22 protein-coding genes, 2 tRNA genes and 2 riboswitches are annotated in these 26983 nt (G+C 26.7%); of the genes, 18 read left to right on the plus strand and 6 right to left on the minus strand.

Annotation, left to right across the window (positions count from 1 at the left end; all coding sequences use genetic code 11):
- The first annotated feature begins 280 nt into the window (after nt 1–280).
- Nucleotides 281–382: riboswitch (SAM riboswitch) on the plus strand.
- A 297-nt stretch (nt 383–679) separates the two neighbouring features.
- From metK to prfB, 7 genes are all read left to right on the plus strand, one after another.
- A complete protein-coding gene (gene metK, locus NG901_RS10840) occupies nt 680–1855 on the plus strand; it encodes a methionine adenosyltransferase (protein ID WP_252214394.1) in 1176 nt (391 codons plus the stop codon).
- A gap of 336 nt (nt 1856–2191) precedes the next feature.
- Nucleotides 2192–4411 (plus strand): SF1B family DNA helicase RecD2, encoded by a 2220-nt coding sequence (gene recD2 / locus NG901_RS10845; protein WP_252214396.1) that lies wholly within the window; start codon nt 2192–2194, stop codon nt 4409–4411.
- 34 nt (nt 4412–4445) lie between these two features.
- Nucleotides 4446–5459 carry a hypothetical protein gene (locus NG901_RS10850; RefSeq protein WP_252214398.1) on the plus strand — a complete coding sequence of 338 codons (1014 nt, stop codon included), beginning with the start codon at nt 4446–4448 and terminating at the stop codon, nt 5457–5459.
- Nucleotides 5435–6088 (plus strand): ComF family protein, encoded by a 654-nt coding sequence (locus NG901_RS10855; RefSeq protein ID WP_252214400.1) that lies wholly within the window; start codon nt 5435–5437, stop codon nt 6086–6088. Before NG901_RS10850 ends, NG901_RS10855 begins: the two co-directional genes overlap by 25 nt.
- Nucleotides 6089–6483: 395 nt before the next feature.
- The gene (gene hpf / locus NG901_RS10860; protein WP_252214402.1) at nt 6484–7017 is read left to right on the plus strand and encodes a ribosome hibernation-promoting factor, HPF/YfiA family; all 534 of its coding nucleotides are present in this window, start codon (nt 6484–6486) and stop codon (nt 7015–7017) included.
- 277 nt (nt 7018–7294) lie between these two features.
- Nucleotides 7295–9805, plus strand: coding sequence for a preprotein translocase subunit SecA (gene secA, locus NG901_RS10865; RefSeq protein WP_252214404.1), 2511 nt, complete (start codon nt 7295–7297; stop codon nt 9803–9805).
- A 209-nt stretch (nt 9806–10014) separates the two neighbouring features.
- A protein-coding gene (prfB, locus tag NG901_RS10870) for a peptide chain release factor 2 (protein WP_350339618.1) occupies nt 10015–11116 on the plus strand; the annotation gives its coding sequence in 2 pieces (ribosomal slippage) (nt 10015–10092 and nt 10094–11116; 1101 coding nt in all).
- Nucleotides 11117–11229: 113 nt separating this feature from the next.
- Here prfB and NG901_RS10875 read toward each other — a convergent pair.
- The gene (locus NG901_RS10875; RefSeq protein ID WP_252214408.1) at nt 11230–12612 is read right to left on the minus strand and encodes a M28 family metallopeptidase; all 1383 of its coding nucleotides are present in this window, start codon (nt 12610–12612) and stop codon (nt 11230–11232) included.
- Between the two features lie 198 nt (nt 12613–12810).
- Between NG901_RS10875 and NG901_RS10880 the strand changes: the two genes are divergently transcribed.
- Complete coding sequence (locus tag NG901_RS10880) at nt 12811–13155, plus strand: ribonuclease G (protein WP_252214410.1); 345 nt, start codon at nt 12811–12813, stop codon at nt 13153–13155.
- A gap of 58 nt (nt 13156–13213) precedes the next feature.
- Here the strand turns inward: NG901_RS10880 and NG901_RS10885 are convergent, their stop codons facing one another.
- Nucleotides 13214–13546, minus strand: coding sequence for a hypothetical protein (locus NG901_RS10885; protein WP_252214412.1), 333 nt, complete (start codon nt 13544–13546; stop codon nt 13214–13216).
- Nucleotides 13547–13882: 336 nt separating this feature from the next.
- Between NG901_RS10885 and NG901_RS10890 the strand changes: the two genes are divergently transcribed.
- The 5 genes from NG901_RS10890 to NG901_RS10910 all read left to right on the plus strand — a co-directional run bounded on the left by NG901_RS10890 (nt 13883) and on the right by NG901_RS10910 (nt 20351).
- Nucleotides 13883–16060 carry a Tex family protein gene (locus NG901_RS10890; RefSeq protein WP_252214414.1) on the plus strand — a complete coding sequence of 726 codons (2178 nt, stop codon included), beginning with the start codon at nt 13883–13885 and terminating at the stop codon, nt 16058–16060.
- A 169-nt stretch (nt 16061–16229) separates the two neighbouring features.
- Entirely contained in the window at nt 16230–17186 is a 957-nt protein-coding gene (locus NG901_RS10895; RefSeq protein WP_252214416.1) for a DMT family transporter, read from the plus strand.
- Nucleotides 17187–17350: 164 nt separating this feature from the next.
- Nucleotides 17351–18037 carry an early set domain-containing protein gene (locus NG901_RS10900; protein ID WP_252214418.1) on the plus strand — a complete coding sequence of 229 codons (687 nt, stop codon included), beginning with the start codon at nt 17351–17353 and terminating at the stop codon, nt 18035–18037.
- A gap of 24 nt (nt 18038–18061) precedes the next feature.
- Nucleotides 18062–19135 carry a hypothetical protein gene (locus NG901_RS10905; RefSeq protein WP_252214420.1) on the plus strand — a complete coding sequence of 358 codons (1074 nt, stop codon included), beginning with the start codon at nt 18062–18064 and terminating at the stop codon, nt 19133–19135.
- A gap of 235 nt (nt 19136–19370) precedes the next feature.
- Nucleotides 19371–19488, plus strand: a riboswitch (FMN riboswitch).
- 275 nt (nt 19489–19763) lie between these two features.
- Nucleotides 19764–20351: an ECF transporter S component gene (locus NG901_RS10910; RefSeq protein ID WP_252214422.1), complete on the plus strand. Its 588-nt coding sequence runs from the start codon at nt 19764–19766 to the stop codon at nt 20349–20351.
- A gap of 36 nt (nt 20352–20387) precedes the next feature.
- On the opposite strand, the gene rimI is transcribed toward NG901_RS10910, so the two are convergent.
- The 3 genes from rimI to tsaE are packed head-to-tail and all read right to left on the minus strand — an operon-like array spanning nt 20388 to nt 22001.
- On the minus strand, nt 20388–20843 hold the full coding sequence (gene rimI, locus NG901_RS10915; protein ID WP_252214424.1) for a ribosomal protein S18-alanine N-acetyltransferase: 456 nt from the start codon (nt 20841–20843) through the stop codon (nt 20388–20390).
- A complete protein-coding gene (gene tsaB / locus NG901_RS10920; RefSeq protein WP_252214426.1) occupies nt 20827–21543 on the minus strand; it encodes a tRNA (adenosine(37)-N6)-threonylcarbamoyltransferase complex dimerization subunit type 1 TsaB in 717 nt (238 codons plus the stop codon). Before tsaB ends, rimI begins: the two co-directional genes overlap by 17 nt.
- Nucleotides 21540–22001 (minus strand): tRNA (adenosine(37)-N6)-threonylcarbamoyltransferase complex ATPase subunit type 1 TsaE, encoded by a 462-nt coding sequence (gene tsaE, locus NG901_RS10925; RefSeq protein ID WP_252214428.1) that lies wholly within the window; start codon nt 21999–22001, stop codon nt 21540–21542. The genes tsaB and tsaE overlap by 4 nt, the downstream gene beginning before the upstream one ends.
- A gap of 329 nt (nt 22002–22330) precedes the next feature.
- Here tsaE and NG901_RS10930 point away from each other — a divergent pair, with 329 nt between their 5' ends.
- The 4 genes from NG901_RS10930 (at nt 22331) to NG901_RS10945 (ending at nt 25003) form a co-directional block, all read left to right on the plus strand.
- Entirely contained in the window at nt 22331–23197 is an 867-nt protein-coding gene (locus tag NG901_RS10930) for a metal ABC transporter substrate-binding protein (RefSeq protein ID WP_252214430.1), read from the plus strand.
- A 50-nt stretch (nt 23198–23247) separates the two neighbouring features.
- A tRNA-Trp gene (locus tag NG901_RS10935) sits at nt 23248–23322 on the plus strand.
- Between the two features lie 153 nt (nt 23323–23475).
- Nucleotides 23476–24702: a Y-family DNA polymerase gene (locus tag NG901_RS10940; protein WP_252214876.1), complete on the plus strand. Its 1227-nt coding sequence runs from the start codon at nt 23476–23478 to the stop codon at nt 24700–24702.
- 226 nt (nt 24703–24928) lie between these two features.
- Nucleotides 24929–25003 (plus strand) — tRNA-Trp (locus tag NG901_RS10945).
- Between the two features lie 447 nt (nt 25004–25450).
- On the opposite strand, the gene NG901_RS10950 is transcribed toward NG901_RS10945, so the two are convergent.
- Nucleotides 25451–26518, minus strand: coding sequence for an NAD(P)H-dependent flavin oxidoreductase (locus NG901_RS10950; RefSeq protein ID WP_252214432.1), 1068 nt, complete (start codon nt 26516–26518; stop codon nt 25451–25453).
- Nucleotides 26519–26790: 272 nt separating this feature from the next.
- Here NG901_RS10950 and NG901_RS10955 point away from each other — a divergent pair, with 272 nt between their 5' ends.
- A complete protein-coding gene (locus NG901_RS10955; protein WP_252214434.1) occupies nt 26791–26976 on the plus strand; it encodes an alpha/beta-type small acid-soluble spore protein in 186 nt (61 codons plus the stop codon).
- Nucleotides 26977–26983: the final 7 nt, after the last annotated feature.

Genomic DNA, 26983 nt, shown 5'->3' on the forward strand with positions numbered 1-26983 from the left:
ACTGTAAATCTGTTACGTTACGTTTCGATGGTTCGAATCCATCTTCCTCCACCAAAGAGAATAAACATAGTTTATTCTCTTTTTTATTATTTAATAGTCAGAAGTTATTGTAAGTATAGTTTATGTACATATTTAATTTTAAAATAAGGTTATAAAGATATAGATTTTATAGAAAATAGGAAAAACTATTAATTAGATAGTTTTATTAATTACTAAAAATTATAGGTTGACTAAGTAAATACCATATGTTAAAATACGAATGAAAATTAAATTAAAGTTACTCTTATCGAGAGAGGTGGAGGGAAAGGGCCCTATGAAACCCGGCAACCTGTGTATACAAGGTGCCAATTCCTGTAGATAAATTGTATCTACAAGATAAGAAAAGGATTATTGAATTAGTGCTCTTCTTATAGAAGGGTTTTTTTATTCTTTAGAAATTTATATCGTCTGAAAATCTGTGGATAACTTATAAAATACTGTATTTTATAGGCATAATGAGTACATCCAAAGAATAAAAAAAGAGACTATAGTCACTTGTTAGATTTTTCTTACATGAATTATAGAAATAAGATGCGTAAAGAAGTGGACGATTCAAAGTCGCTTAGCTATTTTTTATATCAAGATCAAATATAAGTTTAAGAATTTATTATAATAAAGAGCAGAATGAAGGGAGAAAACAATGAGAAGATTATTTACATCAGAATCAGTTACAGAAGGGCATCCAGATAAAATGTGCGATCAAATTTCAGATGCTATTTTAGATGCTATTTTAACTAAGGATCCAAATGCGAGAGTTGCATGTGAAACATGTACTACTACAGGACTAGTTATGGTAATGGGAGAAATATCAACTAATTGTTATGTTGATATTCCTAAAGTTGTTAGAGAAACAGTTAGAGAAATTGGATATGATAGAGCAAAATATGGATTTGATTGTGACACTTGTTCAGTTATGACTACTATAGATGAACAATCAGCAGATATAGCAATGGGAGTTGATGAAGCTCTTGAATCTAAAAAAGGTCAAAAAGATGAGGTAGAAGCAGTAGGTGCTGGAGATCAAGGTATGATGTTTGGTTTCGCTACTAATGAAACAGATGCATACATGCCACTACCAATTTATATGGCTCATAAATTATCTAGAAGACTTACAGAAGTAAGAAAAGATGGAACTTTAGATTATTTAAGACCAGATGGAAAAACACAAGTTACTGTTGAATATGAAAACAATAAGCCTAAGAGAATAGATACAATAGTTATATCTACTCAACATGGTGAAGAAGTATCATTAGAAACAATAGAAAAAGATATAAAAGAACATGTAATAAACTCAGTAGTTCCAGCTGAATTATTAGATTCAGAAACTAGATACTTTATAAATCCAACTGGAAGATTCGTTGTAGGGGGTCCTCAAGGGGATTCAGGATTAACAGGAAGAAAAATAATAGTTGATACATACGGTGGATATGGAAGACACGGTGGTGGAGCATTCTCAGGCAAGGATTCAACAAAGGTTGATAGATCAGCAGCTTATGCAGCAAGATGGGTGGCTAAGAACTTAGTTGCAGCAGGTATTGCAGATAAATTAGAAATACAATTAGCTTATGCTATAGGGGTTGCAAAACCAGTTTCTATTGAAATTGAAACTTTTGGAACAGGTAAAATGCCAGAGGATAAGATTGTTGAAATAGTAGAAAAAGTATTTGATTTAAGACCAGGTGCTATAATAAGAGATTTAGATTTAAGAAAGCCTATATTTAAGCAAACTGCTGCTTATGGACATTTTGGAAGAACTGATCTTGATTTACCATGGGAAAGATTAAATAAATTAGAAGAAATAAAAAAATATATTTAGAAATCTAATGAATTTTATATAATTTATAAAGACTTATCTTACTTATTAAGTGTATTAATAGTAAGATAAGTTTTTTTATTCTTTAGGAATTTATATTATTAAAATATTTTAGCAAAGTGGTGATGTATTCATAAGTAAAGCTATATCGAATTTTAAAAAGATTCTTATTAAAACAACATATTATTTTTAAAGATCATGTCGATAATATAAACAGTATGTATTTAAATTTTTATAAATTTATTATTCATAGTATAATATTATAAACATTATTTTTAATAAAGATTAGATTAATAGAGTTTATAAAATAAATTTATTTTGATGATTTGGAGAGATTATATGGAAGTCATAGATGGCTTTGTTGAAAACATCGTATTTAAAAGTGAAGAAACTGGATATGTAGTTTGTAAAATAAGAACTGCTAAAAACTTAATAAGTGCAGTTGGGACTATTCCATTTATAAAAGAGGGACAAAATGTAAAAATAAAAGGACATTGGACTGTGCACAAGCAGTTTGGACAGCAATTCCAAATAGCTGAATTTGAAGAGGTATTGCCAGATTCATTAGATGGAATAGAGAAATATTTAAGTGCAGGAATAATACATGGAATAGGTCCTGTTACAGCTAAAAAGATAATTGATAAGTTTGGTGAAGAAACTTTAGATATACTAGAAAATCATATAGAAAGATTAATGGAAATAGAAGGTATAGGAAAAAAGAAGTTCATGATAATATATGAATCTTATATGGAACAGAATGGATTAAAGGAAGTTATACTACATTTCCATAAGTATGGGTTAAGTAATAATCAATGTATGAAAATATATAAAAAATTTGGACCATCATCTAACCAAATAGTTTCAGAAAATCCTTATATATTATCTGAAGAGATAGTTGGAATTGGATTTAAAACGGCAGATAGAATTGCTATGAATCTTGGTATAAGTGATAATTCAGAGTTTAGAATAAAAAGTGGTATAAAGCATGCTTTAAATCAGTTTTGTTTATTAGGGAATACATATATGCCAAAAGAAAAATTAATAGAAGATTGTGAAAAACTTTTATCCATTGAAAGAATATTAATAGAGGAGAATGTATACTCAATAGCTGCTTCCAAAAATATAATATTAGAAAAATTGGGAGAAGAAGAAGCTGTATATTTGCTCCCTTACTATTATTGTGAGTTAGGAGTTACGAATAAAATAATTACTTTAGGTATGCAAACAATACAAACTATTAATTCGGACTTGGATTTTGAAATAAATGTATTAGAAAAGGAATATAATATAAAGTTTGCTACATCTCAAAGAGAAGCTATACTTGGAGCTTTTAATAATGGGATTGAAATAATAACAGGTGGTCCTGGTACAGGAAAAACCACTATAATTAAATGTATAATTGATATATATGAAAAAAACGGCATGGATGTAATATTAGGTGCACCAACTGGAAGAGCTGCAAAAAGAATGACAGAATCAACAGGTCGTGAAGCAAAGACTATACACAGATTATTAGAAATAGGTGTATCAGAAGATGATTCTGTTTTTGGAAAAAGTGAATCATCTCCATTAGATACTGATGTCATAATTATAGATGAAGCTTCCATGATAGACATAATGCTTATGCATAATTTATTAAAAGCTGTTAATTTAGGTACTAGATTAATAATTGTTGGTGATGTTGATCAATTACCATCAGTGGGAGCTGGGAATGTATTAAAAGATTTAATAGAAAGTGAATATATTAAAGTTGTAAGGCTAAATGAAATATTTAGGCAAGAAACTGAAAGTTTAATAACAACTAATGCTCATAGAATAAATCAAGGTGAGGCACCTATATTAAATCAAAAGAATAAAGATTTTTTCTTTATTGGTGAAGAAAACTTAAACAAAACAGTTAATGTTATCATAGATTTAATAAATAGGAGACTTCCAAGTTTTAATAAGCAATGGGATAAGTTTAGAGATATGCAAGTTTTAAGTCCTATGAGAAAGGGAGTACTTGGAGTAAATAATTTAAATATAAATCTTCAAAAGGTATTTAATCCACCATCAAAAGACAAGAAAGAAAAGAAGATAAAAGAAATTATTTTTAGAGAAGGTGATAAAGTAATGCAAACTAAAAATAATTATTCTTTAAAATGGACTAGAATTAAAGGTGAGGGAGAATATGAAGGTGTTGGAGTATTTAATGGGGATTTAGGTTTTATACAAAGTATAGATGAAGAAAATAAAAGCTTTACTATAACATTCGATGATGAACGAAAAGTTATATATGACTTTATGTATTTAGATGAATTAGACCTAGCATATGCTACTACAATACATAAAAGTCAAGGTAGTGAATTTAAAGTTGTAATAATTCCCGTATTTATGGGAAGTCCTTTTTTGATGAATAGAAATCTTTTATATACGGGTATAACTAGAGCAAAAGAACTTGTTGTAGTTGTAGGTGTGAAAAGAGCTTTAATTTACATGGTTGGAAATACGAATATCATGGAGCGGTATTCTGGATTAAAATATAGAATTAAAGATATACTGACTAATGCAATAGAGTAGCATAATATTATAATTTATAAAAGGAGATTTTTAGATGGGCAAATATAATCAGCTTGATTATGAAGAATTGAATTATGCAATAGATAAAATAGCTCATTGGTATAAAAAGAACATAAAATTTTTAAATATAATTACAGTGCCTTTTAATACATCATATATATTTTCAGATATAATAAATGAAATTTCGATGCAAGGCGGAAAGATACTGTATATTTGGGGAAATAATAGAGAAAATAGAGAATTATTAACTCTATTAAGAGAAGTTAACTTAGAGATAACTTATTCGTATATTGAATGTGGTAAAGGAATTACTAATTTAACATTTGTAAATGAAAGAAATTTAGGTCTTATTAGAGGAAAATACGATTTAATTATATTTGATGATATAGGATATTTTTCAAATATTGATAATTTAAATCTAAGAAATAAAATGGATATTTGTTCTATTTTAAGTAACAAAATAATATTTTATGGAATAGAGAAAATAAGTTTAAATGGAGAATTTATTGAATTATCACCATATAATTATGAAAAACCATTTGTTGAACCTAGAATTTTAACAACAAGAATAAACTTAAACACAGATATACCGTATAATTTATATGAATATCTTAAATGGTTTGTAAATATGAGAAAGAAAGTTGCTATTTATACTCCAGATAAGGAAAGATTAAATTCGGTTTATGAATATTTTGAAACACAATTAATAATGAAAGGTGTAAAAGTTATAAAGGTATCTGAAGAAGAGGAATTTAAAAGATGTGGTAGAGTATTAAAATATAAAGATAAGGCAATATTTATAATAACTGATAAAGTTAAGGAGTTGAGTGAATATTGTCTTGTTAATGATGCGGTTATCTTATTTGCAGATGATATTAGGTACACGTACAAGAAACTCATGTATTTATGTGGAAAAATAGGACAAATAAATAAGGAGTTACCTGAAGTGTTATTAGTATCTAATAGTGTTTCAGAAGATATTGATAAAGCAAAAGAATTATCAAGAGAATTTAACAGAAAAATATGGGAAAAAAGATCAAAAAAATAATAAAAATTATATATGAAAGTGTAGTTTCAATAATATATCCAATTGAAAATTATTGTATATTATGTAATAGAAATGACTATACTGGAATATGTGATATTTGTAAGTCTAAAATTACATGTATTAAAAACAATGATAATGAGATAATAAGTTATGGGTATTATGGTGGAGTAATAAAAGAGCTTATACTTAAATTTAAGTATAAGAATAATTTTACAGCAGGGGATATCCTATCTGAATTTTTAGAAAAATATATTATCGATAATATAAATTATAAAGAATATATAATAACATATATACCTATGACTACTAAATCTCAAAAAAAGCGAGGTTTTAATCAATGTGAATATATTGCTAAAAAAATCGCTAGTTCGTTAAATATGGAATGTAAAAAAATATTAATTAAAGTAAAAGACACAAAAGAACAAAAAATGTTAAATAAAAATGAAAGAAAAGAAAATATTAGTGGTTCTTTTGATATAATAAAGAAAATTGATTTAAATGATAAAAAAATAATACTTATTGATGACGTTACAACTACTGGTTTTACAATAAGAGAAGGATATAAAGTATTAAAAAAATATGGAGCAAAAGAAATAAAACTATTGACCTTAGCGAAAAGTCATATATAATATTAATGTAAAGCTAGGTTTGTGGTTGAAAGTCGATGCTAGTCGCAGGCAAAACGATCCACTTAAGTTAGACAAAATGTCTAATGAGCATGGTGCGGTATAGAAGTGAGTCCTGCCATTCATGAAGAGTGAGAGGGTTAGTAGTGAGGAATTAACTTTTAGTAGCAAAAGCTCCAGCAGGCGAGTGTGGGGGCAAAAACCAGGTCAACTAGCTTTACTTTTTTTATATGTTCATAAGTAATATTTTGTAATAAAAAGAATAAAATAGAAACTAAGAATTTTCTGTAAATTCTGAATATTACTCTTGTTAACTAGGAAAAAAAGTAGTAAAATATAGTTAATAAATAAAATAAATTTTGTCTAAAAGGTTTTATACAGAGAGGGGCTGGATTTTTATGAAAGTAATAGTTATAGCAAAAAATATTGAGTTAACTAATGCATTGAGAGAAATGGTTGAAAAGAAAATTTCAAAGTTAGGAAAATATTTTAATTCTGATATAGAAGCCAAGGCTACTTTAAGCGTACAAAGAAATAGGCAAATAGTAGAAGTCATGATACCTTTTAATGGAGTCGTATTAAGAGGAGAAGAAGCTAATGAAGACATGTATAGAGCTATAGATTTAGTTGAGGAAAAGCTAGAAAGACAAATTAGAAAACAAAAAACTAAATTATCTAGAAAAAAGAATGGATCATTAAAGTTTGGAGAAATAGTAGATTTGTCTCCAGTTGCAGCTGATGAAGAAGAAGCCAAGCTAGTTAAAAGAAAGAGATTTGGTGTTAAACCTATGGATGTAGATGAAGCAATACTTCAAATGGAATTAGTAGGACATAATTTCTTTGTTTATCAAGATGTAGAAAGTAATAAAATAAATGTAATATATAAAAGAAAAGATGGCGATTATGGATTGTTAGATCCAGAATATAGATAAAACAAAAATTTGGAAATCCTCTAGTAATATGCTAGAGGATTTTTATTTTATGGTAAATTAAATGAAAAAAGCTAGATAAAATCTAGGTTTAAGGTAACTTTAATAAAAAACGTATATATAATCCACATTATTCTTATGCTGGAAATTGATATTAAACAAAAAATTGTAAATTTTATTGAAAATAATTGATAGAGAATGTTATAATGATAGAATGTACGATTTGCAAGAAAGTAAATTACTTTTATTGACAAAATATGTAGTTTGAAAGGATGACATTATGGGATTATTAAGTGCCGTATTTGGAACATATAGTGAAAGAGAAGTAAAGAGAATTAGACCTATTGTCAGCAAAATAAATGAATTAGACGAAGCTATGCAAAAACTTTCAGATGATGAATTAAAAGCAAAGACTGTAGAGTTTAAAGAAAGACTTAACAATGGTGAAGCAATAGATGATATTTTACCAGAAGCATTTGCAGTAGTTAGAGAAGCGTCTAAAAGAGTATTAAATATGAAACATTATGATGAGCAACTTATTGGAGGAGTTGTTTTACATCAAGGTAGAATAGCTGAAATGAAGACCGGAGAAGGTAAAACATTAGTAGCAACTTTACCAGCATATTTAAACGGATTAACAGGCAAGGGTGTTCATATAATAACAGTTAATGATTATCTTGCAAAAAGAGATGCTGAACAAATGGGAGAATTATATGGCTTTTTGGGATTGACAACGGGTGTTATTGTTCATGAATTAACTAATGAACAAAGAAGAGAAGCATATAACTCAGATATAACTTATGGAACAAATAATGAATTTGGTTTTGATTATTTAAGAGATAATATGGTTATATACAAAGAAGAAAGAGTTCAAAGAAAATTGAACTTTACTATAGTAGATGAAGTTGACTCAATATTAATTGATGAAGCTAGAACTCCACTTATAATTTCTGGTCAAGGAGAAAAATCTACAGAATTTTACAAAGTAGCAGATTATTTTGTTAAAACATTAGTAAAAGAAAAAGATTATACAATAGATGAAAAAGCTAATGCAGTAATGTTAACTGATGAAGGATTCCATAAAGCAGAACAAACTTTTAAAGTAGAAAATTATGCAGATGCTGAAAATGTAGAATTACAACATTATGTTACTCAAGCATTGAAAGCTAACTATGCAATGAGAAGAGATAAAGATTACATGGTTAAAGATGGAGAAGTAATAATTGTTGATGAATTTACAGGAAGACTTATGGAAGGAAGACGATATTCGGATGGTCTTCACCAAGCAATAGAAGCTAAAGAAAATGTTAAGATTGCAAGAGAATCTAAGACATTAGCGACTATTACGTTCCAAAATTACTTCAGAATGTATGAAAAATTATCAGGAATGACAGGTACAGCATTAACAGAAGAAAATGAATTTAGAGAAATTTATGGATTAGATGTTATTGTTGTTCCAACTCATAAACCAGTTGTTAGAATAGATAATCCGGATTTAGTATTTAAAAGTGAAAAAGGAAAGATCATGGCTGTTGTTGATGAGATAGCAAAGGCGCATGAAGTAGGTCAACCAGTACTAGTTGGTACTGTAAGTATTGAAAAATCAGAATTGATTTCAAGTATGCTTAAGAAAAAAGGCGTTCCACATCAAGTTTTAAATGCAAAATTCCATGAACAAGAAGCAGAAATAATAACTCATGCTGGAGAAAAAGGTATGGTTACTATAGCTACTAATATGGCTGGTAGAGGTACTGATATTAAGCTTGGAGATGGTGTTCTTGAAATTGGTGGACTTAAGATAATAGGTACTGAAAGACATGAATCAAGAAGAATAGATAACCAATTAAGAGGACGTTCTGGTAGACAAGGAGATAACGGTGAATCAACATTCTTTATTTCATTAGAAGATGATTTAATGAGAATTTTTGGATCAGAAAAAATTCAAGGTGTTGTTGAAAAACTTGGTCTTCAAGAAGATGAAGCAATAGAAAGTAAACTTGTTTCTAAGTCTATAGAAAATGCTCAAAAGAAAGTTGAAGGTAATAACTTTGATATAAGAAAAACATTATTAGGATATGATGATGTTATGAATAAACAAAGAGAAGTTATCTACAAACAAAGAGCAGAAGTTCTTGAGGGTGAAGATGTAAAAGAAGAAATATTACATATGTTAAGAGATGTAATATCAGATGCAGTTGATGCTCATATTAAAGAAGATGCTGAAGATTATAGAGAAAGCTTCTTATTCTTAATATCATACTTAAATGACATATGTATACCAACAAATGAAGTGAATTTACCTGCACTTGCAGATATGTCAAAGGAAGAAATAGTAGATCATTTATATGATGTTGCAGTTAAAAGCTACGAAGATAAAGAAGAAGAATTTACATCAGAAAGATTAAGAGAAATAGAAAGAGTTGTTCTTTTAAGATCTGTTGATACAAAATGGATGGATCATATTAATAATATGGATAACTTAAAACAAGGTATTGGACTTAGAGCATTCAAACAAGTAGATCCTGTTCAAGCGTATCAAATGGAAGGTAGCGCTATGTTTGAAGAAATGATAGATTCTATTAAGAAGGAAACTGTAAAGATGTTATTCCATGTTAAAGTGGAAAGAGCACCTGAAAGAGTAAGAGTTGCACAAGAAACAGATGCTGTGCATGGAGATAAACCATCAGCTCCAGTAGGACCAGTTAGAAATCTTAATAAATTTGGAAGAAATGATGTATGTCCATGCGGAAGTGGAAAGAAATTTAAAAATTGTTGTGGTAGAGAAGCTTAAAAATAAATATTAAAATATTTATAAAGATAGTATAATAAATTCCGTAGAAGTTTCATAGTAAAATAATATTATGAAATTTGCTACGGAGTTTTTTAAATAACAATATTATTTTTATCAACTGTTAACACATAAAACCTGTGGATAAGTAAATGTAATTGTTTATAAGTAATATGGTGTTATTAAAAATAAAAAATGAAGAGGTGAATATATTGATTATTGAATTAGAAAAAGAATTATTAAAACTTTCTAATATAAAAAAATCTATATTTGAAATGAGTGAATCTCTTTGACAAAGAATATTTGGAAAAACAATTAAGTGAATTGGAATTTCAAATGCAAGAAGATGGCTTTTGGAATGATACTAAAAGAGCAGAAGAGATAACTAAAGAGAGTAAAAGAATAAAAGACAAGATTCAAAGAGTAGAAAGTGTTCAATCTAAGCTTGATGATATTGAAGTTTTAAAAGAAATTATGGATGATGACGATGAAGAATCTGCATATGAAATAATTAATAATATAAAAGAGATTGAAGAAGAAATTGATAATTATAATATGGAAATTCTATTGTCAGGTGAATATGATAAGAATAATGCAATACTTACATTACACGTAGGTGTTGGAGGTACAGATGCAAATGATTGGACAGAAATGCTTCTTAGAATGTACACAAGATGGTGTGAAAAGAAGAATTATAAAGTTGAAATGATTGACTTACTTGAAGGTGATGAAGCAGGGATAAAGAGCGTTACTCTAAAAGTCATAGGAGAATATGCTTATGGATATCTTAAAGCTGAAAAAGGAATTCATAGATTAGTTAGAATATCACCTTTTAACGCTAATGGTAAAAGACAAACATCATTTGCTTCAATGGAAGTATTACCAGAGCTTACAAAAGAACAAGATATTGATATAAGGTCAGAAGATATTAAAATTGATACTTATAGGGCATCAGGGGCTGGAGGACAGCATATAAATAAAACTGACTCAGCAGTGAGAATAACACATCTTCCTACTGGTGTTGTAGTGCAATGTCAAAATGAAAGAAGTCAGTTTTCTAATAAAGATACAGCAATGGGAATGCTTAAAGCAAAGTTAATAGAATTAAAAGAAAGAGCTCATAAAGAAAAAATTGAAGATTTAACTGGAGAACTAAAAGATATGGGATGGGGAAGTCAAATACGTTCATATGTATTTCACCCATATAATTTAGTTAAAGACCATAGAACAAATGTAGAAGTTTCTAATGTTACTGCAGTTATGGATGGAGATTTGGATTTATTTATAAATTCATACTTAAAGAGCTTAAAATAAAAAAAGTTGAGGGTTAATGAAAAATTTTTAACTCTCAACTTTTTTGATTTATTCACTTAAAAATCTAGCATAGTTGATTTACAAAAAATATATAATAAGTAGAAAAACAAAATTTAAATTACACGAATTTTATTTTTATTAACGTATTGTTTTAATTTTTTCTTGATAGTGGGTAAAAAGAATATAAATAAGAATAAAGCAAATAAAAATAAAATAAAATTATGACTATAAAAGACTAATCTAAAATCATCATAAGCATAATTAGAAATTTCATCTTTAACAAGAGAATAAACATCATCAATTGCTTTGGTATCAATATACTCTACTTTATCATTTAGCGTATGAATTTTAGAGGTATCAGAATGACATAATGTAATAGAATCCATTCCCATATTAGTAAAACTTGCATGATCACTACAATCTTCAAATGTAATTTTATAATCGATATTTTTATTTGAACAGATTGTTTTTAATGAATTTAATAAATTTATATTAGCATCTTTATTACTTTTGCATACTGATCCACTCATTATAGAAATAGGGGTATTAGCAGCACCAATCATATCAAAATTAATAATTTCACTATTTTTTATAAGATTTTCATGATTTTGAGCAAAATTTGAAGATCCAAGTAATCCAAACTCTTCTCCAGTTAATGCTACAAAAATAATATCTCTTTTTGGTTTTATGAAACTTGATAAATTCTTAGATAACTCCATTAAAAAAGCTGTACCAGAAGCATTATCTAATGCACCGCCATAACAATTATTTAAATAATCTTGTCCTACATGATCGAAATGAGCAGTAATTACAAGTGGCGGTAAATTTTTAGACGTTCCATTTATTACTCCAACTACATTAGAGGTTGATTTTTCATGCTTAGAATAAGGAAGAGTAATTTTTATTATATTATTGCTTCTTAAAGAATCTAGTATATTGTTATATAACTCAGTAGTTATAGCAATTGAAAATTGATAATCAGATTTATCATTAAAGGAACTTCTAAAAGAAAAGTTGTTACATGAAGGTGTATAAAACAAATATATTTTTTCATCATGTTTTATTGTTAAAGAAGTAGGGAAAATGTTAAGAATATCTTCTTTATTAAAAGTAACTGAACTTTCATTAAAATTAAGCAAGTCCTCTTTATAATCAACACCATATTTGTAATCATATAAGATTTTATCATCATTTAATATTTTAAATGAGGGATTATTTCCATTCTTAAATGGTGTATTAACATAAAAACTTTCTTTATAATTTTCAGTTAATGGAACTAAACCAATATCTTTAAACCAATTTTCTATAAAATCAGCAGTTTTTTCATTTCCGCTTGAGCCTGTTAATCTACCTTCATATTCATCAGATGAAATTATTTTAATATTATTTTTAACGTTTGAAGAGTTAAAGTGATAATATGTAGTTTGAAGAAATATTGAAAATACTAGAGCTATAAATACTAATAATAAACTACTGTAATAAATAATCTTTTTCATTGTTAACCTCTCTTAAATTATTTCTCATAGTAGAGTTTATTAATAATTAATTAACAATATGAACTATATTTTTATATAAATATAAATGTAAAATAAAAAAGACACAATGTAAATAGTTACACAAAAAGAAATAATTGAAAAACAAAATCAAATAAGTTAAAATATGGTGTACATAATTTATAATTGGAGGCATTATTTATGGAGAATATTTCAAACAATCAAGTTCCACAAGAAGTGAAAAAGTGGAATTGGGGAGCATTTATGCTAAATATATTTTGGGGAATAGGTAATAATAGTTATCTTCCTCTTTTATGTTTAGTTCCTCTACTTAACATAGTATGGATATTTGTATGTGGAGCAAAAGGAAATGAATGGGCATGGAAAAAAGGAAGTTATTCAAGTGCTGAAGAATTTTTATTAGTTCAAAAAACTTGGAATAAAGCAGGACTAGCATACTTTGTGTTTACATTCGTAGTAATATTATTATACATATTTGTTTTTAGTGCATTAATAGCTGGATTATCATCTACAATGTATTATTAAAAACAACATAAAAAATATAAGCTATTCGTATTTTATGTGAATAGCTTATATTTTTTATTTATACTTTTTTATAAAACATGTCAATAATGCAATAAATAGATGTAAAAGCTAAGCAACTATAAATATACATATTTAATCCAGATTCCAATATAGAAATTATTCCACCAATAATTAAATTTAATATTATTACTATGTTAATAAACTTAAAAAGTTTGGAATTAGTAGTTAAGATTACATTTATAGCTGAAAATATAGTTAATATAAGAGTCAAAAAATAAAATATGTTTCTTAAATCTTCAGAGTAATCTATAACTTTTAACTTATTTAAAGATAGTACTAATATAAAAAATAATAATAAGAATGAAGTAACTTTATTAACAACTTTAATCATCTGCAGCACCTCTTATTACAAATATTTCCAATTATAATTATACAGTTAGCTTTACATAAGAGCAATAAAAATATAGGATATATTACATTTAATGTAAATTCAAAAAGCTAATTATTTAAAAGTTATGTTAACTTTTAAAATTAATATAGTGTTTAATTTTATGTTTTGGTTAATATATACATATAATATTGCTATTAATGTAAATAAGTTTATAATATTAGTAGTCACTTAGATATTTTATAAAGTTTATTTATTTAGAAGTATGTTAATACTTTAATATAAACAGTTAATTATAAAACAGAGTGGATAATTTAATATAGTCATTAGGAGGAAAGCATGAAATCTATAGAAGAAAGATTAGCAGCAGAATTGAATTTAGGATTAACTCAAATTAACAATGTAGTAAGTCTTTTAGATGATGGAAATACAGTTCCGTTTATATCAAGATATAGAAAAGAAGCAACAGGAGGTCTTTCTGATGAAGTGTTAAGAAAGTTATCAGAAAGACTTACTTATTTAAGAAATCTAGATGAAAGAAAAGATGACATTAAAAGATTGATTAATGAGCAAGGAAAATTAAATACTGAAATAGAAAATGCATTAGAAAAAGCAACAACATTAACAGAAGTTGAAGATATATATAGACCATATAAACCTAAAAAGAAGACTAAAGCTACAATAGCTGTAGCAAAAGGATTAAAACCATTTGCAGAATTAATACAAGGCGGAGTTTTTAAAGGAAATTTAAATGAAGAAGCATCTAAATACATTAATGACGAAAAAGGTGTATTAAAGGCAGAAGAAGCTGTTCAAGGAGCATTAGATATAATTGCAGAAAATATATCTGATGAGGCTAAATTTAGAAAACATATAAGAGAATTAATTATAAAAGAAGGTTTTATAGAATCAAAAGGTGATTCAAAAGATACTACTCCTTATGAAATGTATTATGATTATAAGGAAGAAGTTAAAAAGATACCTCCACATAGAATATTAGCTATTAATAGAGGAGAAAAAGAAAAAGTATTAAGTGTAAAAATTACAGTTAATGAAGATAAAATAATAAGATATTTAGAAAATAATATTTTAACTGGAAATGAAGTTTTAGATGAAAAATTAAAACTTTCTATAAAGGATTCTTTAAAAAGATTAATATACCCATCAATAGAAAGAGAAATAAGAAATGAATTAACTAATATTGGTGAAGAAGGTGCTATAAATATATTTAAAGAAAATTTAAAAGCATTATTATTACAAGCACCTATAAAGGGTAAAGTTGTAATGGGGTTTGATCCGGGATTTAGAACAGGATGTAAGATTGCAATATTAGATGAAACAGGTAAGTTCTTAGAGAATACAGCGGTATATCCTACGCTACCTAAGAGAGATATTGCTGGAACTAAAAAAACATTAAAAGAATTAATTTACAAGCATGATGTAGATGTTATATCTCTTGGAAATGGTACAGCTTCAAGAGAATCAGAAGAAGTCATAGCTGAAATGATAAAAGAGATAAAAGAAGAAAAAGGAAAAGAAGTATCATATGTAATTGTATCTGAGGCAGGGGCATCAGTTTATTCAGCATCAGAGCTTGCAACTAAGGAATATCCTAATTTAGATGTTACTGTAAGAGGAGCTATATCAATAGGTAGAAGACTTCAAGATCCACTTGCAGAACTAGTAAAGATTGATCCAAAGGCTATAGGTGTAGGTCAATATCAACATGATGTTACTCCTAAAAAATTAGAACAATCATTAGCTGGTGTGGTTGAAGATTCTGTTAATACTGTTGGCGTGGATTTAAATATAGCAACACCATCTTTATTAACATATATATCAGGAATAAATTCTACTATTGCACAAAACATTGTAGCCTATAGAGAAGAACTAGGACAATTTAAATCAAGAAAAGAATTACTAAAAGTAAAGAGGTTAGGTCAGAAGGCATATGAGCAATGTGCAGGATTTTTAAGAGTTTCTGAAAGTAAAGAATACCTTGATAATACGTCTGTGCATCCAGAGTCATATAATGTTGCAAAGAAGTTAATTGAAATATTAGGATATAATAAAGATGATTTAAAAAATAATAATTTAGATGATATAGATAAGAGAGCAGAACTAAATGGAATAAGTAAATTAAGTAATGACTTAGATATTGGAGAACTTACATTAAAAGATATAATAAAGGAATTAAAGAAGCCTGGTAGAGACCCTAGAGATGAAATGCCAACGCCTATATTAAAAACTGGAATAATAGAACTTAAAGATTTAAAGCCAGGAATGGTTTTAAATGGAACAGTAAGGAACGTATCTGATTTTGGAGCTTTTGTTGATATAGGAGTTCATCAAGATGGTTTGGTTCATAAAAGTCAAATGGCAAATAGGTTTGTAAAACATCCATTAGATATAGTAAAGGTTGGAGACATAGTAAAGGTTAGTATTTTAGAAGTGGATCCAAAAAGAAAGAGAATTTCTTTAAGCATGAAAGATGTAGAAGAAAAATTGAATGCTTAAAATAAAGAATTAAACTATTTTAAAATAGTATTAATATTATAAAAAGTTTATAATAGATAAGCTAATAAAAAGACTGTTTCAAAATAATTTTAGAGAAATATTATTTACGAAACAGTCTTTTATAATTAATTATTTGTTCACAATATAACTTAAATTGGGGGAGTTACGCATGGATAAGAAAAAAATTTATACTAATAGAAAAAATATAGTTATATTAGCAATTATATGCTGCATTTTATGGGGAAGTGCATATCCAGCCATAAAGGTTGGTTACCAGTTATTTAATATAGGATCAAATGATATATGTTCAAAATTAATATTTGCAGGGTATAGATTTGCTATTGCAGGTATTCTGGTATTATTGCTAGAAGTAATTAATAAAAAAAATATATTTAATTATTCATTAAGAGAATTTGGAGAAATGACTTTATTAGGTTCTACTCAAACAGCTCTTCAATACATATTTTTTTATATTGGATTATCTTATACAACAGGAGTAAGAGGATCTATAATAAATGGAACAGGGACATTTGCAAGTATAATATTAGCTCATATAATATACAAAAACGATAAATTAAATTTTAATAAAGTTATAGGATGTATTATAGGATTTGTTGGTGTAATTATTGTTAATTTAAATGGTAAAGCAATTACAGGACAAGCATTTTCTATGAGAGGAGAAGGTTCTCTTATGATAGCAGCAATAATCTTTGCTGCATCAGCAATATATGGTAAAAAAATTACTCAAAATAAAGATGCATCAATAGTTACTGGATATCAATTACTTATAGGTGGAATTCTATTAAGCATATTAGGGTTCTTATTTGGTGGATCTTTAAAAGGATTTACATTAAATTCAACATTGCTTTTAATATATATGGCATTATTATCATCAATAGCTTTTGCTGTTTGGACTCAATTATTAAAATTTAATAAGGTTGGAGTAATATCAGTTTTTAATTTCTTAGTACCTATATTTGGAACATTACTATCAGCTATATTTCTTAAAGAAAATATATTTGATATTAAAATTTTAATATCTTTAATACTAGTTTGTTCAGGAATTTTTTTAGTTTATAATGAAAAAGCCATTAAATTAACAAAGATAAATTCAGATAAAAAATAAAAATTACTATTAGTTAATCAGTATACTAATTTTAAGATATGAGAAGTTATGGAATATTAAAAATTACTTAATATATTTTTAAATTCCATAATTTTCTTGTTTTATAAATGAAAATAGTAAATATTCACAAAATAATAACGAAAATATTAGTAAAGGAGGTAGTTATGGAGATAATTTTTGAGTACGAAGGAAAAGGGAATTTAGAAGTTAATAGTGTGGCTGTTATAGGAAGCTTTAATAATTTTGATCATACAAAAGGGAATATGGTAAGAGAAGGAAGCAAATGGGTTTTAAAATGTGATCTTTTAGAAGGAGAGCATTATTACAAATTTCTTATAAATAATGAATTAAAACTTAATGATTCATCAGCAAATATATATTTACCAGATGATAATGAGGAGCTTTGGTCTGTAGTTATAATAAATGATAAAAATCAAAGAATGTATAACAATAATCAATATACTGTTCATGTTGATTCGTATAATGTGACTTGCAATATCAATGAAGAACAAAAATCAGCAAATAAAAAGAATTTTAATGTATTATTAGATAAAAAAGTTGTTACAAGATTGGGTTTCACTAATGTAACAGGATTGCATAGCATTACAACAGCATGGTTTACCCCGAAGGGAGAATTGTTTCAAGTAGTAGAAAATAATTTATTTGCTACAAAAGATAATGAAAAAGATCCAATATTAATGTGGTTTTGGATGGAATTAAATGATAGTCATAAAAATAACTGTGGAATTTGGACAATTAAATTATTTATTGATGGAGAATTTGTTTTAGAAGATCAAATCAAATTGTTAGAAAACACTTCTTATACGGCTCAAGGAAAAATGAATTACTAAATACTGAAAGTGAAGTGATTAAATATGATAAAAGCTATCAATATTAACACAAATTTTAATGAAAACATAAATAATATAAATCAAAAAAATAGTAAAGTTCAAAGTAAAAAAACTATATCTAGCAATGAAAATAATATGAACATTGATGAATACAAAGCATCAATTTTAAAAGATGCTTCTACAGAAAATGAAGTGTCTAAAGTAAAAAATACAACTAAAAGTTCACTTGGAAACTTTTTTGAAGGATTAACATCTACTGCAAATGCGGTAAAAAAGGCAGTAACATCAGTAGTTGATAATGTAAATAAAACAATTATATCTGTAAGTGAAAGCGTTAAAAATACTGTGAATTCAGTTTCTAAAAGTGTAATAGATGCTTCAAACGCAATCAATAAGACTATAATGAACGTTTCTAAATCAGTAACAAATACTATAAATAAAACATCATCACAAATAGCTAGTACGGTAAAACAAGTAACAACTACAGCATCGGAATTGAAAGAAGCTGCTTTAAATGTAAAAAATGCTGTTACTGATATGATTAGTGTTGGAAGTAAGACATTAGTATCTGTATCTTCTGATGTATTAGAAGTATCAGGTAAGATTGGAAGCACTGTAGTAGGAGTTAAAATGGCGACAAGTAATCCTAATGATAATATAATAAAAAAGACAGTAGCAACTTTTAACATTGTAAAAAATGGAGTCGATTCAATAAAAGAGCCTATTGGTAGAATTAAAAATACTCTAGTTAAAGGGTATGAAGACATGTCTAAGAGTTATGGTGAAGTAGTGAATAATCTTAACAAATTAAAGGACTCATTGGATATTGCAAAAGATATTCCTAATACAATAATTTCTACTAGTAAAGATGTTATATCAAATGTAAAGTTTGTAGCAAGTGAAATTAAAGACGGAAGTATTAATGTATTTAATACTTTAAAGAGTACTACAACTGAAGTTAAAAATACTGTTTTCAATGGAATTGAAGAAGTAAGTAATACTGTTAAAGAAAATTATGAAAGCTGTAAAAATGATGTTACAGAATCAGTAGATACAATAAAAAATAATAACAGTATGTTTTCTCCAGAATTAGCATAATTAATATTACATCTGTTTAAGTAAAGTGTTGATATATGCATAAGCAAAGTTGATTTAGTAATTGAATTTAGGAACAATGTTAATTTGCCTAGTGCATATATCAACATATATTTAAAGTATATACATATCATAAAAAATTTTAAAAAAGTAAATAATATATATACTGCTTAAAAATGTGTTGTAAAAATTATTTTAAGAATATATAATGAATGTATAGTAAAAAATAATTTAATACTTATATCTTCAGGGCAGGGTGTAAATCCCTACTGGCGGTAAAGCCCGCGAGCTAAATTTATAGCAGATTCGGTGTAACTCCGAAGCCAACAGTATAGTCTGGATGAAAGAAGGTAACCTATTAGGAATTAAGATAGTTTTATTCTTAATAATTTAGTATATGCCCTGATGTATTTATGCATCAGTTTTTTTGTTTTTTAGAGAGTTATGAAATGTAATTTTTAGCATACAATTTATATAAAAATGTGCTTTAAGAAAACATAAAATCTAAAGAATAAAAATATTAAATTTAAGAACAACTTAATTTGTAATTTAATCTTACAAAGAGTAGTAAAACGTTATCTTAAGACTTAATAAGCTACACCAGGGAGATAATCTTTTGGGAGGCGTAAAAATGAACAAAAACACAAACAAAACAATTAAAATTTCATTATTATCAGCATCAGCACTTATACTTATGTACCTTGAAATTCCTTATCCAGTATTTCCATGGCTTAAAATTGATTTAAGTGATGTGCCAGCATTATTAGGAGCATTTGGATTTGGACCATTGGCAGGTGTAACTATAGAATTAATTAAAAACATATTGATTCTTTTAATTAAAGGAAGTCAAAGTGGATTTGTTGGAGAACTTGCTAACTTTTTAGTTGGAGTATCTTTAATATTACCAGCAGGAATTCTTTATAAAAGAAATAAATCTAAAGAATCAGCTATTTTAGGAATGATTTTAGGTGGAGTTTGTATCGAAATTATAGGAATTATCTCAAATGTATATTTGCTTTTACCAGCATATGGTATGCAAATGAGCAGTGCAGAATTATTAAGATATGTTACTGTGGGTTTAGTACCTTTTAATGGAATAAAAGCTATATTGGTATGTACATTAACATATGTTTTATATAAAAAGGTGTCTGCATCTATATTTAAGGCAGAACCTAACTTTGGAAGTCCAGAAAAAAACTCAAAGACTATAACTGAATGATTAAATATATAAAAATAATTCGTAGGCTAAATTAGCTTACGAATTATTTTTTTCATCTATACGCCACATAATTATTGCATCTTCTTTATTATCTTGATAATAATTTTTCCTCACTCCTTGCTCTACAAATCCATATTTTTTGTATAATTCTTGAGCAGGAATATTGCTAGCTCTTACTTCTAAAGTATAAGCATTACAATTAGCACTTTTAGTTAATTTAACTAATTCACCTAATAAAGCAGAAGCAACATTTTTTCTTCTAAAATTAGGATGTACAGCTATATTTGTGATATGGGCTTCATCTATTATTATCCAAGCGCCTATAAAACCTATAACTTTATCATCACATTTCGCAACTATATAATTAGCAAGAGGATTTGCTAATTCTTGAATATATGATTCTTTACTCCAAGATGTAGGGAAACTTAATAAGCTAATTTCTAAAACATCATCAATATCAGTTTCAGTCATTAAACTAGTTGTTAGTTTCACTTTTTAATTTCATCCTTTTTTCATATTCCCTCTCAGCTTGAGGTTTTTTTAAATAAAATGGAGCAGAGTTAGAATCATCATATTCACCATTTTTTAGTTTTATTAGTCCTAATTCACCCAATGAAGAAGCTCTAACTAAATTAAGATGATTTGGTGGAAAGAAACAATTATTACAATTTTCTAATATGTATTCCTTTGTATTATTAAGTCCATCACCAATGAACATAACATTTTCTCCTTTTTCATTAAGCATATCAACTAGCTCATTTATATCAAGAGCAGAGTAATCCATTATTTGTTCTAACTTTCCGTTACAAGATTTATATAAGGCAGTATAAACATTGTTTCTTAATGCATCCATTACAGGACAGATTATACCGTTAAATGGAGAAATACTATATGCAAGTGCATCAAGACTAGAAATACTTACATAAGGTTTATTTCCTCCAAAGCTTAATCCTTTAATTGTAGCCATTCCAATTCTTAAACCTGTAAAAGAACCAGGGCCTTTAGATACTACAAAGCCATCTATAGAATCAATATCTAAATTACAGTTTTCTAATAAATTTTCTACTAAAGTCATTAATATAGTAGAGTGCTCTTTTTTATTGTTTAAAGTTATTTCTCCTAGTAATTTATCATCTTGAAGTAAAGCAGCAGTTGCAACTTTTGAAGATGAATCTATACTTAGTATAATCATATTTTTAACTCCTTTATATATTCATATTTTTTGCCGTAAGGTGTTAATGTTATCTTTCTATAATTATCACCTTTTTCTAAATCTTTTTCTATATTTATATGAAGAAACTCATCAGGAAGAATATCTTCAATATAATTTGCCCATTCTATGATAGACACACTATCAGAAAAAATATAATCATCAAATCCAATTGCATATATTTCATCAGGATCATTTACTCTATATACATCAAAATGATTTAATTTTAATCTTCCGTCATCATATTCATTTACAATTGTAAATGTAGGGCTTGTAATATCATCTTTTATATCTAAACCAAGAGCAATGCCTTTAGTTATATGAGTTTTACCAGTACCTAAATCTCCTGTTAGACAAATTATATCTCCTGAATTAAGTAATTTTCCTATTTCTATACCTAAGTTAGTAGTTTCATTTATGCTATAAACATTAAATTCCATAAAAAGAACTCCTTTCACTAGCATTTAAACTTAATTTGTTTTTATATTAAAAATTATTGCCATCTTTTTATTTTATCTAATTTCAATTATAAAATCAAAGCTTATAATTTTACTTATAAAAATTAATCTATAATAATATTATATTTAAAGTTAGAATAATAGGGCAAATTAATTAATATAAGTTAAAAAAGTATACAAAAATATACATAATAAATTAAATTTAAATAAATTTTATAATAAAAATATATACATTTAACATATTTAGTTGATATAATATTACTAGAGTTTTATTTGGAAATAATTTATATATATTTTCGGAGGAGATCGATTTGAAAAAGATTACCTTTATTATGATTGTAATAACTCTTACATTTTCTATAGGTATGGGAGTATTTGCGAATCCGTTATTAGCTAATACTGAAAATAATCAAAAAGAAGATAGAGAGAAATATTTAAATATAATGACTGTTAATAAACCACAATATAAAATGGTAAAGAAAATTGTTAATAATAAACACAATGTTCAATACATGATGACAGAAGAAGCAGATATTAATGAATTTAAGTACAATAAAGAGATTATAGAAAATGTATCTAATATGGATCTTTTTATTTATTCTGGAACAAGTTTTGAACCTTGGGCAAATAGTTTTATAGATGAACTTAAAAAGGGTAGTATGGGAATAATTAATTTATCAAGAGGTATGAGGCTTCTAAATTATGGTGGAAATGAATCATCAAAAGAAAACCCTTATTACTTTGAAGGAATAGATTCATATAAGATAGCTTTATACAATATAAAAGCTGCTGTTCAAGATAGAGACCCTAAAAATAGAGATTATTATGAAGAAAACTATAATAATGCTATAAAAGAATTAAATGTTCAAATAGAACCCTATAGTGAAAAAATAAAAGGATTAAAAGATTATACATTCCTAGCTTTAAATGATAATTTTGATTATTTAACTAAAGACTTAGGATTACATGTAGTAAAATTAAACAATTATGAAATATCAGAGTTTATAAAAGTTAATAATTTAGATGAAAAGAAACTAGTTATATTAAAAGATGGTACAGAACAAACTAATATGGATTTATCGAAATACAAAGTGGTGAATTTATGGAAGTATTACGGAAATATGTCTTTTGATGAGCTAATATTATACAACATAAAAGTATTAACAGATTTATTGTAGAAAATAGTTGATTTTTTAATAATCATGTTATATAATAAATACTGTTGTGAAGGGGTATGGCTCAACGGTAGAGTAGTGGTCTCCAAAACCATTGGTTCTGGGTTCAAATCCTAGTGCCCCTGCCAGAAAAGGTCGTAACACGTTGTGTTGCGGCTTTTATTTTTTTGTCTAAAAATAAATGCTGTAAATTATCTATAGATAATTTTTTTTACTTTACAATAGAACTAATGTTCGTATAAAATTATAGTGAAGTAAGAATACATTTAGGGAGTGTAGATATATTGGGTAGAAGTGATAAATTAATTTTTCATATAGATGTTAATTCTGCATATCTTTCTTGGACAGCACTTAAACTTTTAAATGAAGGTAGCAATATAGACATAAGAAAAATACCATCAGCTATAGGTGGGGATGAGGAAAAACGTCATGGTGTTGTTTTAGCAGCATCAATACCAGCCAAGAAGCTAGGAGTAAAGACAGGTGAGAGTTTATATGAAGCTAAAAAGAAATGTCCTAATTTAGTTATATATCCGCCAGATCATAGTTGGTACTTTAAACTTAGCAATGAAATGATAAAAATATTAAAGGAGTATTCTCCTAAGATAGAAAGATATAGTATTGATGAATGTTTTATGGACTGTACTCATTATAAAGGTAATTATAATATGATGTCTGTAAATATCAAAAACAGGATAAGTGCAGAGCTTGGGTTTAACTGTAATATAGGAATATCAACAAATAAATTATTAGCTAAGATGGCAAGTGATTTTAAACCTAAGAATTCAATACACACTTTATTTAAAAATGAAATTAAACAAAAAATGTGGCCACTTCCAGTTGGAGAATTATTTATGGTTGGTAAATCTACTAAATTGAAATTAACTAAATTAAATATTAAGACAATAGGAGAACTAGCTAATTTAGATGTTAATTTTTTAATTGAAAAAATGCATTCACATGGAAAACTTATATATGAATATGCTAATGGAATAGATAATTCTGAGTTAGTTGAATCAGAATCTTTAAAAATAAAAGGAATAGGAAATTCTACGACTCTTTCTAAGGATGTTGATAATACTGAAGAAGCTTTGAAAATCCTACTTTCTCTTACAGAAAATGTTTCAAGAAGGCTTAGAGAAAGTAAAAATTTATGTTCTATTGTTACTGTAAGCATAAAAACTAATAATTTTATATTATATTCTCATCAAAAGGTTTTAAGTAACTATACAGATAATACTATGGAAATTTTTAAAGGAATAAAAAAAGCTTTTTATGAATGTTATAAAGGAGAAAAAATACGTTTATTAGGAGTTAGACTTACTAAATTGTGTGATAATAAGTATTATCAGCCTAGTCTTTTTGATTTTAAAAATAATGAAAAACAGAAGAGTCTAGATATTACAATGGATATGATAAGAAAAAAATATGGTAAGGAGTCTATAGTCAGATCTGAATTATTAAATTCGTCTGCAATAAATTTAAAAGATGATATAAATAAATACTGATTAAATAAAAATATAAATTAATTATGTTATGAATAAATTTAATATAATTAGATAAGATAATGTTTTATTATTAGTTAAAAGTTGAAAATTATATTTTATGTATTTTATCTTAGAATTTTAAATTTAATAAGTATAAAAAAGAAGATAAGTTTAATTTTACTATTAAGTTATTTTTTAAATCTTGTTGACATAAATATGGTATTCATGTTAAAATTAAAAACGACTTAGGGGTATGGCTCAACGGTAGAGTAGTGGTCTCCAAAACCATTGGTTCTGGGTTCAAATCCTAGTGCCCCTGCCATAAGAAAAAGCTAGAATATAAGTTCTAGCTTTTTTTATATTTAAAATTAATACTCCGTTTTAAATGTGTGTTGATATATGCAATAGGTAAAGTGGCATTCCTAAGTTTAATTACTCCGCCCACTTTGCTTATGCATATATCAACACTCTGCTAAAACAGAGACAAAATTAAATAAAAAAAGATATTGATATTAAGTGATTTTTTTAATATCAATATCTTTTAAAAAGTAAATAATTAAATAGATAATTTTTACTATTATATATAATAAGCAAAGTTGTATTTTAACTTAACCTTGAGGATTATCAAATAAAATTAAAAATAAGGGTAATTATTAAAATCTTATATATTTAGGTTAAAATGAGAATATATTTATTTTATTATGGATAAGTTTAATTAATTTATACAACTTTACCTATGAATATATCAATAAAATGTGAATAGATTATATTAAGCTTTTCTCAATTCTTCTTCTAATTCAGTCATAAGTTCTTTAACAGACATCATTTTATCAATTCTACTTGCGTTTTCTCCACAGAAGATAAGTCCTTCATTAATGTTTCCATTAACAGCATTCATAAGTGCTTTACTTATGCAATAAGGTGTTGTTTTAGGATCACAAGGAGTTAAACAATTATAGCAACTAGTTATATTTTCTCTACCTGTTAAAGTCTTTTTTATGAAATCATTTTTTATAGCTCTGCCAGGCATTCCAACAGGACTTTTAACAATATCTATATCTTCTTTTGAACAATTAATATATGCATCTTTAAATTCTTGTGACGCATCGCATTCGTAAGTAGCAACAAATCGTGTAGCCATTTGGACACCATTAGCACCTAGTTTAAGATATTTAGCAATATCATAGCCGTCATAAACACCACCAGCTACTATTACAGGAATTTCCTTATTATATTTTTCACTATATTTTTTTGTTTCTTCAATTATTTGAATTATAGTGTCATCAAAATTTATATTATCATTTTTTAGTTCTTCTTCTTTAAATCCTAAATGTCCACCTGCTTTAGGACCTTCTATAATAACTAAATCTGGAGCTATATTATCATGTCTATCCCATAATTTTAAGATTACCTTTGCAGACTTTAATGATGAAACTATAGGTGCAAGTTTTACTTTTGAATCTTTTGCTATTTTAGGTAGCATAGTAGGTAAACCAGCACCAGATATTATTAAATCAATACCAGCATTAATAGCTGTTTTTACATATTCAGCATAGTTGCTGCTTGCAACCATTATATTAACTCCAATTATTCCATTAGGAGCATTCTTTTTAGCAGTTATTATATGTTCTTTTAATGCATTTAAATTTGAACCTAAAGCATCTTTATTAAAATTAGAATCTTTATAGCCTAATTGAGCAGAAGAAATAATACCTATTCCTCCAGCATTAGCAACCGCTGATGCAAGCTTTGAAGCGGACACGCCTATTCCCATTCCACCTTGTATTATTGGAAGGTTTGCTATTAAATTACTTATTTTAAGTGAATTAAATTTCATATTCATTTATCCTTTCAAACAAATTTGATTGTTAAACATTTTGATTATCAAAGTATTTATTATATTATAATTTAAAAGTTATATATTAACAACCCTTAAATATTAGATTATAGTGTAATAATAAATTTATTTTGTATTATATTCTATAAGTACATTTAATTACCAAGAATATATATATCTATATTGGATAATATAATAGTGTAGCCAGGAAGAGTTAAATAAAATTTAAATTTTCCTGATTATATAAATACCAATAGCCGGGAGGGATTGTTATGTCAAACAGCGTATTAGTTCCAGAAGCAAAACAAGGATTAGCTAGATTCAAGAACGAAGTAGCTAATGAACTAGGAGTACCATTTAGTGAATACAATGGTGATCTAAGTTCAAGACAATGTGGTTCCGTAGGTGGCGAAATGGTTAAAAGAATGGTAGAGCAATACGAAAACTCAATTCAATAACAAATTG

Origin of the sequence: Clostridium sp. CMCC3677 (assembly GCF_023845585.1) — a bacterium.
In the GTDB taxonomy this organism is placed as follows: domain Bacteria; phylum Bacillota; class Clostridia; order Clostridiales; family Clostridiaceae; genus Clostridium; species Clostridium aquiflavi.

Coding starts and splice junctions, on each gene's coding strand:
- metK (WP_252214394.1), top strand. CDS start 680: ATGAGAAGATTATTTACATCAGAATCAGTTACAGAAGGGCATCCAGAT.
- recD2 (WP_252214396.1), top strand. CDS start 2,192: ATGGAAGTCATAGATGGCTTTGTTGAAAACATCGTATTTAAAAGTGAA.
- NG901_RS10850 (WP_252214398.1), top strand. CDS start 4,446: ATGGGCAAATATAATCAGCTTGATTATGAAGAATTGAATTATGCAATA.
- NG901_RS10855 (WP_252214400.1), top strand. CDS start 5,435: ATGGGAAAAAAGATCAAAAAAATAATAAAAATTATATATGAAAGTGTA.
- hpf (WP_252214402.1), top strand. CDS start 6,484: ATGAAAGTAATAGTTATAGCAAAAAATATTGAGTTAACTAATGCATTG.
- secA (WP_252214404.1), top strand. CDS start 7,295: ATGGGATTATTAAGTGCCGTATTTGGAACATATAGTGAAAGAGAAGTA.
- NG901_RS10875 (WP_252214408.1), bottom strand. CDS start 12,612: ATGAAAAAGATTATTTATTACAGTAGTTTATTATTAGTATTTATAGCT.
- NG901_RS10880 (WP_252214410.1), top strand. CDS start 12,811: ATGGAGAATATTTCAAACAATCAAGTTCCACAAGAAGTGAAAAAGTGG.
- NG901_RS10885 (WP_252214412.1), bottom strand. CDS start 13,546: ATGATTAAAGTTGTTAATAAAGTTACTTCATTCTTATTATTATTTTTT.
- NG901_RS10890 (WP_252214414.1), top strand. CDS start 13,883: ATGAAATCTATAGAAGAAAGATTAGCAGCAGAATTGAATTTAGGATTA.
- NG901_RS10895 (WP_252214416.1), top strand. CDS start 16,230: ATGGATAAGAAAAAAATTTATACTAATAGAAAAAATATAGTTATATTA.
- NG901_RS10900 (WP_252214418.1), top strand. CDS start 17,351: ATGGAGATAATTTTTGAGTACGAAGGAAAAGGGAATTTAGAAGTTAAT.
- NG901_RS10905 (WP_252214420.1), top strand. CDS start 18,062: ATGATAAAAGCTATCAATATTAACACAAATTTTAATGAAAACATAAAT.
- NG901_RS10910 (WP_252214422.1), top strand. CDS start 19,764: ATGAACAAAAACACAAACAAAACAATTAAAATTTCATTATTATCAGCA.
- tsaB (WP_252214426.1), bottom strand. CDS start 21,543: ATGATTATACTAAGTATAGATTCATCTTCAAAAGTTGCAACTGCTGCT.
- tsaE (WP_252214428.1), bottom strand. CDS start 22,001: ATGGAATTTAATGTTTATAGCATAAATGAAACTACTAACTTAGGTATA.
- NG901_RS10950 (WP_252214432.1), bottom strand. CDS start 26,518: ATGAAATTTAATTCACTTAAAATAAGTAATTTAATAGCAAACCTTCCA.
- NG901_RS10955 (WP_252214434.1), top strand. CDS start 26,791: ATGTCAAACAGCGTATTAGTTCCAGAAGCAAAACAAGGATTAGCTAGA.